The sequence below is a fragment of the Promicromonospora sp. NPDC050249 genome (assembly GCF_040656015.1).
In the GTDB taxonomy this organism is placed as follows: Bacteria; Actinomycetota; Actinomycetes; order Actinomycetales; family Cellulomonadaceae; genus Promicromonospora.
Genome location: NZ_JBFAKY010000016.1, coordinates 1 through 12,819, shown reverse-complemented (window position 1 = coordinate 12,819; position 12,819 = coordinate 1). Strand labels below are relative to the sequence as shown.

The window sequence follows — 12,819 nt, the reverse complement described above, 5'->3', positions numbered from 1 at the left end:
ACCACTCGTAGGTTGCGGTTCGATGCACGAACCGCAGCCTGAGAACCCGCCGTCGCAGGTATCCGGACGGCGCGAGGCTTGACGTCCGCGGCCTCGCCGAGGAGGATCACCACATCCATGATGACGTCAACATCGGTTCGGACACGACCAGATGTTTGCGTGAACATCCACCCGGAACGTCCCGAATCGTCGCACTGACGCGAGAGGAGGGCTCAACGATGAGCTCGAAGAGAAAGAACGTAGGGCGACGGCGCGCAGGCGCCGTCCTGACGGCGAGCGCGCTGCTGGCGGCGGGGCTGGCCCCGGCGACGGCGAACGCACAGCCCGACGCACCCCAGACCGCCACCGCCGCGGCTGCCACCGGCGCGGCCGCGAGCGCAGCGGCGGTGACGGTGCGACCCGACCCGTCGTACGCGGGCGAACCCTTCGAGGGCTGGGGCACGAGCCTCGTCTGGTTCGCCAACGCCACCGGCGGCTACCCGGACGAGATCCGGAACGAGCTCGCCGACATGCTGTTCGGCGAGGACGGCATGAACCTGAACATCGCCCGGTACAACATCGGCGGCGGCAACGCCCCCGACGTCCCGGACTACCTGCGCGCCGGTGCCGACGTCGAGGGCTGGTGGAAGGCGCCGGAGGGCACCACCCGTGAGGACGTCGACTGGTGGGACCCGGCGAACCCGGACCACTGGAACCCGGACGCCGACGCCACGCAGCGCTGGTGGGTGGACCGCATCAAGGACGACATCACGCACTGGGAGACGTTCAGCAACTCCCCGCCGTGGTTCCAGACGGTCAGCGGCTACGTCTCCGGCGGTTTCGACTCCAACGCCGACCAGCTCAAGCCCGAGAGCATCGAGGAGTTCGCCGCCTACGCCGTCGGCGCGACCGAACGCCTCGAGGACGCGCACGGCATCGACGTCGACACCATCGACGTGTTCAACGAGCCGAACACGAACTACTGGGGCACCAAGCTCGGTGCGGACGGCAACCCGACGGGTGGCCGCCAGGAGGGCGCCCACATGGGGCCCGAGCTGCAGCAGCAGGTGATCCCGGCCCTCGCCGACGCCATCGACGGCTCGACGACGGACGCCCGGATCTCCGCGATGGACGAGACGAACCCGGGCAAGTTCGCCACCAACTGGAATGCGTACCCCGACGCGGTGCGCGACCAGGTGTCCCAGCTGAACGTGCACACCTACGGCACCGGGCAGCGCACCACGGTGCGCGACATCGCCAAGGGCGAGGACAAGCCCCTGTGGATGAGCGAGGTCGGCGGCTCCTGGTCCACGACCGGACAGGACTTCGAGTCGATGGAGTCCGGCCTGGGCAGCGCGCACCAGATCGTGGACGACCTGCGTGAGCTGGAACCGTCCGCGTGGGTGTTCTGGCAGCCCGTCGAGGACTACGACAACATGGCGCCCGGCGGCGAGAGCCCCGAGGGCGGCAACTGGGGCGAGATCCAGATCCCGTTCTCCTGCACCGCCGAGGACACGCTGGAGACCTGCCCCATCTACACGAACACCAAGTACTGGGTCACCCAGAACTTCACGCACTACATCACGCCCGGTGACCGGCTGATCGGCGTGGACGACACTGACAGCACCGCAGCCGTGTCCGCCTCGGGCGACGCCGCGACCGTCGTGCACATCAACGACACGACGGCGGAGCGCGACGTCACCGTCGACCTCTCCGGTTTCGGGAACGTCGCGCCCGGCGCGACCGTCACGCCTGTCGTGACCAGCGTCGACGGCTACCTCGTCGAGGGCACGCCGGTGGCTGTGCAGGACGCCGCCGCGACGCTCACCGTGCCCGCGGAGTCCGTCATGACGTTCCTGGTCGACGGCGTCTCCGGCGTCGCGGACGCCGCCCCGCTGGCGCAGGACGGCCACGTGTACCGGATCGACGGTGTCCAGTCCGACCTGTCGCTGGCGCCCGACGGCGACGGCGGCGTGCAGATCTCCACCGACGACCCGGGAGCGGCCGAACAGCTGTGGACGCTCACCGACCTGGGCGCTCCCGAGGGCTCCGGAACCCACCGGACGCGGTACGCGGTGACCAACGTCGGCACCGGCGAACAGCTCGCGGTCACCGCGGACGGTTCCGCGGTGCTCGTCGACTCCCCCGCTGACCCCGCCGACACCCCGGACACCGCACGCTGGGTGCTCTCCACCACCGGTGACGGGACGTACACGCTGGTCAACGTGGTTGCGCGCACGGTGCTCGAGGTGGGCGGCGAGGCACGGGCCGACGGTTCGCCCGTCGGCACCTACCTCGCCAACTCGAACGCGAACCAGCGCTGGGCGGTCGTCGACGAGACGGTGCTCGGCACCACGGCTGTCGACGCGTTCACCCGCCCGGGCACCACACCCGAGCTGCCGGAGACCGTCACTCCCGTCTACCCCGACGGGGCGCGCGGCGCGCTGCCCGTCACCTGGGACATGCCCGGCGACGACGCGTGGGCGCAGGCTGGGATCGTCGAGGTCACCGGCACCGTGGCCATCCCCGCGGGCGGCACGGTCGAGGCCACCGCGACGGTGGTCGTCGACATCCTGAAGCGGACCCTGCCCGCCCAGGGCGCCGCCTACATCGGCGGCTCCGCCGAGCTGCCCGCGACGGTCACCGCGATCGCCGCCGGTGGCGCTTCGGTGGAGCGCCCGGTGACCTGGGAAGAGGCGCCCGACGGCGCGTTCGACGAGCGCGGCGCCGTCGAGCTGCAGGGCGTCGCCGACGCCGGCGACTCGAACACCCTGCCCGCCATCGTCCGGGTACTGGTCGCCGAGCCCGGTGAGGCGAACGTGGCCCTGGCGGAGGGCACCACGGCGTCGGCCACCTACACCGAGCCCGGCTACCCGGCCGAGAACGTCGTCAACGGCGACCTGGACGACAAGGGCTGGTCCAACTGGCGTTCCGGCACGAAGAACGCGCAGGACACGCTGACCGTCACGCTGCCGACGGAGCGCGACGTGACGCGTGTCGTCACCCGCTTCTTCCGCGACGGCGGCCACCTCAGCTGGGCGCGCACGGTGGCGCTCGAGGCCCAGGTCGACGGCGTGTGGCAGGCCGTGGGTGACCCGGTCCCGGTGACGTCCGACGGCGCCGCACCGGTCGTCGACCTCCCCGCGGACGTGCGCGCGGACGCCGTCCGGGTGGTCATGACCGCCCAGGAGAACGTGCACATGATCGTCAGCGAGATCGAGGTCATGGCGAAGGTGCCCGGTGAGGCCGCACCGCTCTGGATGGCATCGAAGAAGTACTCCGCCGGAGCCGAGGTCTTCCACGACGGGTCCTACTACCGGGCCACGTGGCGTACCAAGCAGGAGCCGGGCGTCTCGGCGCACGGTTCGTGGCAGGAGATCGTCCGGGCCGGGGACGGCACCGCCGTCTGGACCGCGTCGCGTATCTTCAAGGCGCGTGACGTGGTCGTGCACGACGGGGACACGTACCGGGCGACGCGGATCACGCGTGGCGAGGAGCCCGGGAACCGGCACAGCCCGTGGCGGCTCGTGCGGAGCTGACCCGACCGGTGCGAGCACCGCGGCCCTGACTCGACGTACCTGGTACGTCGAGTCAGGGCCGCAGGCCTGTCTGATCACCCATCGGACCGCGCGTAGGCTCGCCCCGTGACCGTCTTCATCGACCCACCCGCCTGGCCCGCGCACGGAACTCTGTTCTCCCACCTGGTCTCGGACGGGTCGCTGCAGGAGCTCCGCCTCTTCGCCCGCGCGGCCGGCGTGCCGGACCGCGCGTTCGACCTGGACCACTACGACGTTCCAGCGGAGCGGTACGACGCACTCGTCGCCGCCGGCGCGGTGCCCGTCGAGGGCGGCGACCTCGCCCGGCGGCTGGCGACCTCCGGCCTGCGGGTCTCGGGCGCCGAACGGAACCGCGCCAAGCGGGCGGCGCTCCTGATCCGCTGGGCCGACCTGTGGGCCGACCCGGGCCTGGCGTACCAGGCCGGCGAGGACCTGGTGGACCGCTGGCGCGAGCCGCACCGGGTCTACCACTCGACGCTGCACCTGGCGACGGCCCTCGACGCGCTGGACTCGATAGCCCCCGACAGCGGGCTCTCCGAGCGTGCCCTCTGGCGCGCGCGCCTGGCCCTGTGGTTCCACGACGCGGTGCACGACGGCGTCGCGCGGCAGGACGAGGAACGGTCGGCGGACCTGGTCGCCGAGCTGCTCGGCCCGCTCTCCGGATCAGGTGTCACGGCCGGAGACGTCGACGAGGTCGCACGCCTGGTCATGGTCACGGCGGACCACGATCCCGCGCCGGACGACGTCGCAGGCGGCCTGGTCAGCGACGCCGACCTCGCGGTGCTCGGCGCCTCCCCCGCCGACTACGCGCGCTATACGCACCAGGTCCGCGCGGAGTACTGCGACGTACCCGACACGCTGTTTCGCGCGGGCAGGTCACAGGTGCTCCGCACGCTCCTGGACGGCGGCCCGCTGTTCCGCACCGCCCCCGGCGTCGCCCGCTGGCAGGCCGCGGCAGAGGCGAACCTCCGCGACGAGCTGACGGCCCTCGCGGCCTGACACATGGCCCGAGGCGGGGACCTGACTCGCAGCCGGACACGGTAGCGTTCCGGTCGTGACTCCCCTCAAGGTCGCCGCCGTCGTCGCGGGTGTGCTCGCCGTCGCCTTCACGGTCCCCGTCGCCATCGTGCAGGGCACCGGGCACGTCAGGGTGCGGCACGACCCGGGCGAGATCAAGAAGACGGACGCCGTCATCGTGCTCGGCGCCGGGCTCCGAGCCGACGGGACGCCGTCGACCTACCTGCGTCGTCGCGTCGAGGGCGGCGCCGAGCTCTACCGCGCCGGCATCGCGCCCACGGTGATCCTGAGCGGCGACGCGCACGACAACGCCGACGGCACCCGGTACGACGAGCCCGGCTCGATGCGCGCCTGGCTCCTGGACAACGACCTCGGCGTCCCCGACGACGCGATAGTGCTGGACCGTGAGGGTTTCAACACCACAGCCACGTGCCGGCGCGCCCACGACCTGTTCGACGTGCGCACCGCCGTCGTCGTCACCCAGGACTACCACCTGCGCCGCACCCTCTACTCCTGCGTAGAGGCCGGGCTGGACGCCGTCGGGGTGGGCGTGAGCGCCGAGAGCGTGCAGCCGGCGCAGTGGGCCTGGTGGCACGTGCGGGAGCTGCCCGCGAGCTGGAAGGCGGCGGTCCGCTCCCTGGCCCGCCGTCGGCCACGCTGACCGGTCAGTCCCGGACCCGTCAGCGCCGGGTCACTTCTTCTTCGGCGTGACCCAGAGGTGGATGGTGCCCTCGACCACCACCGTCCCGTCGGCGAGGACGCCCCGGACGCGCACCGGCAGGTCCCTGTCGTCACCATCCCAGTGCGCCTGCTCGGTCTCGGCCACGCACCTGACGTCGCCCGTCGACTTCGCGAGGTAGGACACCTCCATACCCTTCGGCAGCCAGCGCTTGTCGTCGGGCACGGTGGCCTCGGCGAGCGAGCCCATCGCCATCTCGAGCCCGTTGCAGACCGCGATGGCGTGCACGGTGCCGATGTGGTTGCGGTTACGCCACCGGTTGGGCACCACCACCTCGCCGTAGTTCGGCCGCATGTCGACCACCCGCGGGGCGAAGCTGCCGAAGTACGGCGCCTTGAAGGAGTAGACCAGGGAGAAGATCCGCTTGCCGAACAGCCCGCCGATGACCGGCAGTGCGTTGGCGGACTTCCAGAAGGCATGGAGCTGCGTCGTCATGCGCGCGAGCGTACCGGGCGCGGTGACGACCGTTCACCTCACGGCATGCGCAGCCTGCGCATCGCGTCCAGGGCAGTGGTCAGCACCCGGCTGGGGGTGTCGCCGCCCAGGCCGTACAGGCTGTCGAGAGTGGCTCCGAACCTGGCGCCCCGCGAGGTCACGACGGTCTGCTGTCGCGTGAGGCCGTCGATCGACGCCACCCCGTGCCTGGCGCCCAGACCGGAGGCCTTCCAGCCGCCGATCGGCGCGGAGACCGAGCCCCAGGTCATCGTGTACCCGTCGTTGATCGCCACCGAGCCCGCCTCGACCCGTGCGGCGACGCGGCGTGCCCGGCCGACGTCCCGGGACCAGATCGCGGAGTGCAGGCCGTACTCGGTGTCGTTCATGACGGCGATGGCTTCCTCGTCGCAGTCGACGCGGGAGATCGTCACGACCGGCCCGAAGGTCTCCTCACGGGCGACCACTGCCTGCGCCGGCACGTCGTCGAGCACGGTCGGGGCATAGAAGTACGGGCCGACGTCGGCGCGGTGCACGCCGCCCGCGAGCACCCGGGCGCCCCGCGCGAGTGCGTCGTCGACGTGCGCCGTCACCTTGTCGAGCTGCGCGGCGGAGGTGAGCGACCCGACGTCCGCCGAGTAGTCGAGCGCCGGGCTGAGCCGCAGGTTCCGCACGGCACGCACGAACTTCGCGACGAACTCCTCCGCGACGGCGTCGTGGACCACCAGGCGCTCGATGGACACGCAGAGCTGGCCGGAGTTCGAGAAGCAGGCCCGCACGATGCCCGGGACGGCCGCGTCGACGTCGACGGCGTCGGTCACGTAGAGCGCGTTCTTGCCACCCAGCTCGAGCGTGGCGCCGATGAGACGCTCGCCCGCTCGAGCAGCGACCTTGCGGCCGGTGGCGGTGGAACCGGTGAAAGCTATGTGGTCCACGTTCTCGATCAGTGCCTGACCCACCTCTGGGCCACCGGCGACGACCTGGAAGAGACCTGCCGGGAGGCCGGCGTCGTCCAGGGCCTCCGCGGCCCACAGAGCGGTCAGCGTGGTCTGCGGGTCCGGCTTGAGCACCACTGCGTTGCCGGCCAGGAGCGCGGGCAGCGCCTCCGAGAGCGCGAGCACCAGCGGGTAGTTCCACGGCGAGATCGCACCGACCACACCGACGGGCCTGCGGTGCACCTGCGCGCCGACGAGCACCGGAACCATGCCGGGGACCCTGCGGGACGCGAGGTAGCGCGCGCCGCGCACGGCGTAGTGCCTGGCGACCTGCGCGATGTCCGCGATCTCCTCGAAGGCGGCGCGGCGCGACTTGCCGGTCTCGAGCTGGATCAGGTCGAGCGCCTCGGACTGCCGCTCCAGGACGATCCGGCCGAGCCGCTGGAGCACGCCGGCCCGGTCGCGCACCGGCAGGCGGGCCCAACTTCGCTGCGCCACGCGCGCCCGGACGACGCACGCGGCGACGTCCTCGGCGGAGGAGACCGGGAACGTCACGAGCGGAGCGCCCGTGAAAGGGCACATGGACCGGTGCGTACCCGATCCCTCGGAGGTTGCGATCCGAGCCACCAGCGGGGCCATGACCCCTGGCTCGAGGACAAAAGTCCCCTGCGGGTGCTCTGGGTCGAGCACACCGCCGACCGCACCACTAGCCGCTGCGTCGGCTGCTGCGTCGTCGATCATGGCGCCCACCCTACGCACAAAACCCTGCACCATGTATTGATGGGTGTGTGAAACTGACTTTCACAGCAGGGTCGTCATAGCGCGTTCACCTCGCACGACGCACCTTCAGTCGGACTCGACCCAACGCCCCAGAACAGTGCATTCCTGGTCGGTGTAGCCCAGCCGACCATAAAAATCGAGCACATCGGTGTTGGTGGTCCGCACCATGAGCTGGATCTTGCGTGCGCCGTGCGCGACCAGCCACGCCTCGGCGGCGACGACTGCCGCTCGGCCCAGGCCCGTGCTCCGCAGCTCCGGTGCGACCGCCACGTAGTAGAGCCAGCCGCGGTGCCCGTCGTGGCCTGCCATCGCCGTGGCGGCCACCCTGCCGTCGGCGCGCGCGACCAGGACCGTCGAACCGCCGCTCGCACGAGCGTCGGCGATGTCGACGTACGGGTCGTTCCACGGCCTGGTCAGCCCGCACGTCTTCCACAGCTCGACCACCTGGTCGACGTCGGCGTCCGTGATCTCGACGAACTCGCCATCGGCGGCGGGTGCCGCGGCGAGGACGGGCGCGAGCGGCTCGCCGTCGGGGAGCACGCTCACCGGGGCTGGTACGGCGACACGACGACCTCGACCCGCTGGAACTCCTTGAGGTCGGAGTAGCCGGTGGTGGCCATGGCGCGGCGGAGCGCACCGACGAGGTTCAGGGTGCCGTCGGCCTGCTTGCCCGGCCCGAAGAGGATCTCCTCGAGCGTGCCCACCGAGCCGACCTCGACCCGCTCGCCGCGCGGGAGCTGCGGGTGGTGCGCCTCGGGGCCCCAGTGGAAGCCCTGGCCCGGAGCCTCTGCCGCGCGCGCGAGCGCGGCACCGAGCATGACGGCGTCCGCACCGCAGGCGACCGCCTTGACGACGTCGCCGGAGTGCCCCACGCCGCCGTCGGCGATGACGTGCACGTACCGGCCGCCGGACTCGTCGAGGTAGTCGCGGCGCGCCGCCGCGACGTCGGCCACCGAGGTGGCCATGGGTGCGTGGATGCCCAGGCTGACGCGCGTGGTGTGCGCGGCGCCGCCGCCGAACCCGACGAGCACGCCCGCCGCACCGGTACGCATGAGGTGCAGCGCCGCCGTGTAGGTGGAGGCCCCGCCGACGACGACGGGCACGTCCAGCTCGTAGATGAACCGCTTGAGGTTGAGCGGCTCGGCGTTGCCGGAGACGTGCTCCGCCGAGACCGTGGTCCCGCGGATGATGAACAGGTCGACGCCCGCGTCGACCACCGTCTTGTAGAACTCCTGCGTGCGCTGCGGGGTGAGCGCACCCGCCACCGTCACGCCGGCCGCCCGGATCTCCTTGAGGCGCTGCGTGATGAGCTCTGGCTTGATCGGCTCCGAGTAGATCGCCTGCATGCGCCGCGTCGCCTCGTCCCCTGGCAGCGCCGCGATCTCGGCGAGCAGCGGCTCGGGCGACTCGTAGCGCGTCCACAGGCCCTCGAGGTCGAGCACGCCGAGGCCACCGAACCGGCCCAGTGCGACGGCGCTGCTCGGGCTCATCACGGAGTCCATCGGGGCCGCGACGATCGGGAGGTCGAAGTGGTAGGCGTCGATCTGCCAGCCGACCGAGACGTCCTTCGGGTCCCTGGTGCGCCGGGAAGGCACCACCGCGATGTCGTCGAAGGAATAGGCGCGCCGCCCACGCTTGCCGCGTCCGATCTCGATCTCGTTGCTCACCCGGCAAGCCTACCCATCGCACCGGACACGGCGCGCAGGTTCCGGTGATGTGCGGCCGTGGGGCGAGCCACAGTGCCGGACCAGAGTGTCAGTGACCGGTGGCAAGGTTCTCCATGGACGCACCGGACGACCGGGCAGAGCTGGACAACAGCTGGACGACACGGCCCGGAAACCCCGGACGAGCAGGGAGGACACCATGAACGAGAGCTGGATCAAGAGGCCGCTGCTGGGCTTCGACACGGAGACCACAGGGGTCGACGTCGCAGGCGACCGGATCGTCACGGCAGCTCTCGTGCTGCGCTCGCCCGGAGTGGGCACCGAGGTCCACACCTGGCTCATGGATCCGGGCGTGGAGATCCCCGAGGAGGCCGCGGCGATCCACGGCATCTCCACCGAGCACGCCCGGGCCTACGGCGTCCAGCCGAGGGAGGCGCTGGAGGAGATGGCGACCGAGCTCGCCACCCACCTGGCCGAGGGCGTGCCCGTGGTCGCCTACAACGCGGCCTTCGACCTCTCGCTGCTCGACTCGGAGCTGTTGCGGCACGGGCTCAAGACCCTCCCCCAGCGGCTGGGCCGTCCGGTGGAGCCGGTGATCGACCCGCTCGTCATCGACCGCTGGCTGGACCGGTACCGCCCCGGCAAGCGCCGCCTCGGCGACCTGACGCAGTGGTACGGCGTCACCTCTGACGGCGACCTGCACACCGCCGAGGTGGACGTGCTCGCCACGCTCGACGTCCTGGAGGCGCTGGCCCGCCGGTTCCCGCAGCTGGAGCGGATGCCCCTGGCCGACCTGCATCAGCAGCAGATCGGCGCGCACCGCCAGTGGGCGGTGAGCTTCAACGAGTGGCGTCGGGAGCAGGGCCTCGTCGGCCCTGGCGCGTCCGGCGTCTGGCCGGTGCAGTACTCGGCCGGCTTCTGACCCGGCACCCGGCGTAGCGGCCACGCCCCGGGTACCCGGGGCGTGGCCCGGCTCAGCGGGAGTACACGGCGTCGACCTCTACCTCGACGAGCCAGCCGTCCACCGGGAGGTTCTCGACCTCGAGGGCGAAGCGCGACGGGCGAGCCCTGTTGACGACCATCGGCTCGGTCGTCGCCGATCCGAGCTGCACGTCGAGGACCTCGCCCGTGGCCAGGTTCGTGTTGGCGAAGAACTGCCGGTAGGCCCGGTTCCACCCGGCGAAGTCCATCTCCTCCTCGCCCTCGGGGTTCTGCAGGAACACGCGCATGGAGACGACGTCGTCGTAGGACAGGCCGGCTCGCTCCAGGTTCGTGCCGATGCGGGTGAGGGCATTGATGCCCTGGGCCTCGGTGAGGGTCACGCCGTCGGGCAGCTCGGCACCCGGGAAGACGTCGGTCGGGATGTAGCGCTCCTCGGCGGACGCACCGGGTGCGGTGTTGCTCGCCGCCGGGCCGAGGCCCGAGGACTTGTACCAGGAGACGTTCTTGCCGATCGCCACGCCGTCGGCGATGAGCGGGGTGTCGCCGGTGACGAAGGAGTGGGCGCGGTACGGGTCCGGCCGGAAGACGTGCCCGGCGGCGAACGCGGTGCCGGGGACCGCCACGGCGGCGGTGACGACGACGGCGGCGATGAGCTTGGTGCGGTTCTTCATGGTGCTCCTCCAGCTGGCCGGCCGGGCGCCCTGACGGAGCCCAGGTGCGGTGGCCCGGCGGTCGACACCGGGTGGCGCGTGACGCTAGCGACGGGGAGTTTCCGGGGGATGACCGTCGCGGGTCGCGTCGGGAACGGCCGCGTGCTCGATGCTCGGCTCCTCCTGGGAAAACGCCGGAATATGCGAAAGTACCGAAACAACTTGGTTACTGCGCGCAATTGCATAGAAACGGTGCAGACCCGCCACTGTGACCTGCCCTCCATAACGTCCGAAGCGGTGCTGACGGCGGCGTCCGGTCTCCAGGCCGGGTCCCGCTGCCGTCGGACCTTTCGAACGAGAGGTAGGGACCGTGGTCACCGAGAAGAACACCTCCGGCGTCTCCCGCCGCAACTTCCTTCAGGCCGTCGGCGCGGGCTCCAGCGCCGGTGTCATGTTCGCGACCATGGGGGCGATGGGGCTGGCGCCCACCGCAGCCGCCCAGCCGAGGGCAGAGACATGGGTGCCCCCGCGGGGCAGCGACTTCTCGCTGACCGGCCGCTCCGCGAAGAAGGTGGTGGTCGTCGGAGCGGGTCCCGCGGGCCTCGCGACCGCCTACGAGCTGCAGAAGGCCGGGTACCGGGTGACCGTGCTCGAGGCCCGGCACCGCCCTGGCGGGCGAACCCTCACGATCCGCGGCGGGGACTCCGAGACCGACCTCGACGGCGTCAGGCAGACCGCGAGGTTCTCCGACGGCATCTACCTGAACGCCGGCGCGGCCCGCATCGCCCAGTGGATGGTCACCATGGACTACATCCGCGAGCTCGGGGTGCCGTACGAGGTCTTCACGAACGCGAACGCCGACGCCTACCTGTACAACGAGAGGTCAGGTGCGACGCCGGGCAACCCGGTCCGCTACCGCACCGCCAAGGCGGACGTCTTCGGCTACACCTCCGAGCTGCTGCACCACGCCACCGACCAGGGTGCCCTCGACCAGAAGCTGACCGAGGAGGACAAGGAGAACCTGCGCTCCTTCCTGCGCAGCTGGGGCTCGCTCGGGCCTGACGGCACCTATGCCGGCGGGAGCAACCGCGGCTTCGAGACCTATCCGTCGGCGTGGAACGAGCACGGCACGCCGCTGCCCGGACCCGGCACGGTCTCGGAGGTGCTGGCCTCGAAGGTGGGCCAGTACTTCCCGTTCGAGATCAACTGGGAGCAGTCGATGCTCATGTTCCAGCCGAAGGGCGGCATGGACACGACCTACCAGTACCTGGTGCGGGCCATCGGCACGCAGAACGTCCACTTCAGCTCACCCGTGACGGGTGTGGAGAACACCAGCCGCGGGGTCAAGGTCACCTACAAGCCCGGGAACGGCAGGGACCGGCAGATCGAGGCGGACTTCGCGGTCGTCGCGGCGCCCGCAGGCATCATGCGGCGCTGGGACACCAACTGGGGACCGGAGGTCGACGCGGCGCTGGGCCAGTTCGCCGTGGGCTCTCCGGCCGGCAAGATCGGCCTGCAGTACCGGTCACGGTTCTGGGAGGACGACCACCGGATCTTCGGCGGGATCACCGAGACCGACATGGACCTCGCACACCTGTGGTACCCGTCCTACGGGTACGGCGAGCGGAAAGGGCTGATCGTCGGCTACTACAACACGGGCGCCAACGCCCGCGCGTACGCGGACATGGCGCCCCGGCAACGAGAACTGCGCGCCGTCGAGCAGGGTGTGAAGATCCACGGCGAGAAGTACCGCACCGAGCTGGACAGCTCGTTCTCCATCGCCTGGCACAAGGTCCCCCACATCGAGGGCGCCTGGGCCTTCCCGAACACCACCTCCGCCGGCTTCAAGCTGCTGCAGCAGGGGGCGGGCAACGTGTACTTCGCGGGCGACTGGATGTCGGAGATCTCCGCGTGGCAGCACGGCGCCTTCTGGTCGGCGCGCTACGCGGTCCAGACCCTGCACGAACGCGTCATGTCGACCTGACGGAGCCGGACTCCGCGAAGTAGAGCGCCTGTCCGAGTCTCCCAGGTTTCGCCAGGGAGACTCGGACAGGCGCAATAAATAGCGGAACCCCGGCGGGTCAGCTGTGGCGGGAGGTACGGCACACGAAGGGGATAAGCACG

10 protein-coding genes are annotated in these 12,819 nt (G+C 71.1%); 5 read left to right on the top strand and 5 right to left on the bottom strand.

The window, feature by feature from the left end; all coding sequences use genetic code 11:
• Positions 1-218: 218 nt before the first annotated feature.
• From AB0I32_RS14715 to AB0I32_RS14705, 3 genes are all read left to right on the top strand, one after another.
• Positions 219-3,518, top strand: coding sequence for an Ig-like domain-containing protein (locus tag AB0I32_RS14715; protein ID WP_357507147.1), 3,300 nt, complete (start codon positions 219-221; stop codon positions 3,516-3,518).
• Positions 3,519-3,623: 105 nt separating this feature from the next.
• Entirely contained in the window at positions 3,624-4,535 is a 912-nt protein-coding gene (locus AB0I32_RS14710; RefSeq protein ID WP_357507145.1) for a DUF4031 domain-containing protein, read from the top strand.
• Between the two features lie 55 nt (positions 4,536-4,590).
• On the top strand, positions 4,591-5,214 hold the full coding sequence (locus tag AB0I32_RS14705) for a YdcF family protein (protein WP_357507143.1): 624 nt from the start codon (positions 4,591-4,593) through the stop codon (positions 5,212-5,214).
• 30 nt (positions 5,215-5,244) lie between these two features.
• Here the strand turns inward: AB0I32_RS14705 and AB0I32_RS14700 are convergent, their stop codons facing one another.
• The 4 genes from AB0I32_RS14700 to AB0I32_RS14685 form a co-directional block, all read right to left on the bottom strand.
• Positions 5,245-5,727, bottom strand: coding sequence for a hotdog fold domain-containing protein (locus AB0I32_RS14700; RefSeq protein ID WP_357507141.1), 483 nt, complete (start codon positions 5,725-5,727; stop codon positions 5,245-5,247).
• A gap of 38 nt (positions 5,728-5,765) precedes the next feature.
• Complete coding sequence (locus AB0I32_RS14695; protein ID WP_357507139.1) at positions 5,766-7,400, bottom strand: succinic semialdehyde dehydrogenase; 1,635 nt, start codon at positions 7,398-7,400, stop codon at positions 5,766-5,768.
• 105 nt (positions 7,401-7,505) lie between these two features.
• Positions 7,506-7,985: a GNAT family acetyltransferase gene (locus tag AB0I32_RS14690; protein ID WP_357507137.1), complete on the bottom strand. Its 480-nt coding sequence runs from the start codon at positions 7,983-7,985 to the stop codon at positions 7,506-7,508.
• Positions 7,982-9,106 (bottom strand): GuaB3 family IMP dehydrogenase-related protein, encoded by a 1,125-nt coding sequence (locus tag AB0I32_RS14685; RefSeq protein WP_116673649.1) that lies wholly within the window; start codon positions 9,104-9,106, stop codon positions 7,982-7,984. Before AB0I32_RS14685 ends, AB0I32_RS14690 begins: the two co-directional genes overlap by 4 nt.
• Before the next feature lie 196 nt (positions 9,107-9,302).
• On the opposite strand from AB0I32_RS14685, the gene AB0I32_RS14680 reads away from it, so the two are divergent.
• A complete protein-coding gene (locus tag AB0I32_RS14680; protein WP_357507135.1) occupies positions 9,303-10,025 on the top strand; it encodes an exonuclease domain-containing protein in 723 nt (240 codons plus the stop codon).
• Between the two features lie 52 nt (positions 10,026-10,077).
• On the opposite strand, the gene AB0I32_RS14675 is transcribed toward AB0I32_RS14680, so the two are convergent.
• The gene (locus tag AB0I32_RS14675; RefSeq protein WP_357507133.1) at positions 10,078-10,716 is read right to left on the bottom strand and encodes a Rid family hydrolase; all 639 of its coding nucleotides are present in this window, start codon (positions 10,714-10,716) and stop codon (positions 10,078-10,080) included.
• Positions 10,717-11,065: 349 nt separating this feature from the next.
• On the opposite strand from AB0I32_RS14675, the gene AB0I32_RS14670 reads away from it, so the two are divergent.
• Positions 11,066-12,679, top strand: a complete 1,614-nt coding sequence (locus tag AB0I32_RS14670) for an FAD-dependent oxidoreductase (RefSeq protein ID WP_357507131.1) — start codon at positions 11,066-11,068, stop codon at positions 12,677-12,679.
• The last annotated feature ends 140 nt before the right edge of the window (positions 12,680-12,819 follow it).

What these genes read in the sequence shown, in the direction of transcription:
- AB0I32_RS14715 (WP_357507147.1), top strand. Translation starts at nt 219, where the DNA reads ATGAGCTCGAAGAGAAAGAACGTAGGGCGACGGCGCGCAGGCGCCGTC.
- AB0I32_RS14700 (WP_357507141.1), bottom strand. Translation starts at nt 5,727, where the DNA reads ATGACGACGCAGCTCCATGCCTTCTGGAAGTCCGCCAACGCACTGCCG.
- AB0I32_RS14695 (WP_357507139.1), bottom strand. Translation starts at nt 7,400, where the DNA reads ATGATCGACGACGCAGCAGCCGACGCAGCGGCTAGTGGTGCGGTCGGC.
- AB0I32_RS14680 (WP_357507135.1), top strand. Translation starts at nt 9,303, where the DNA reads ATGAACGAGAGCTGGATCAAGAGGCCGCTGCTGGGCTTCGACACGGAG.
- AB0I32_RS14675 (WP_357507133.1), bottom strand. Translation starts at nt 10,716, where the DNA reads ATGAAGAACCGCACCAAGCTCATCGCCGCCGTCGTCGTCACCGCCGCC.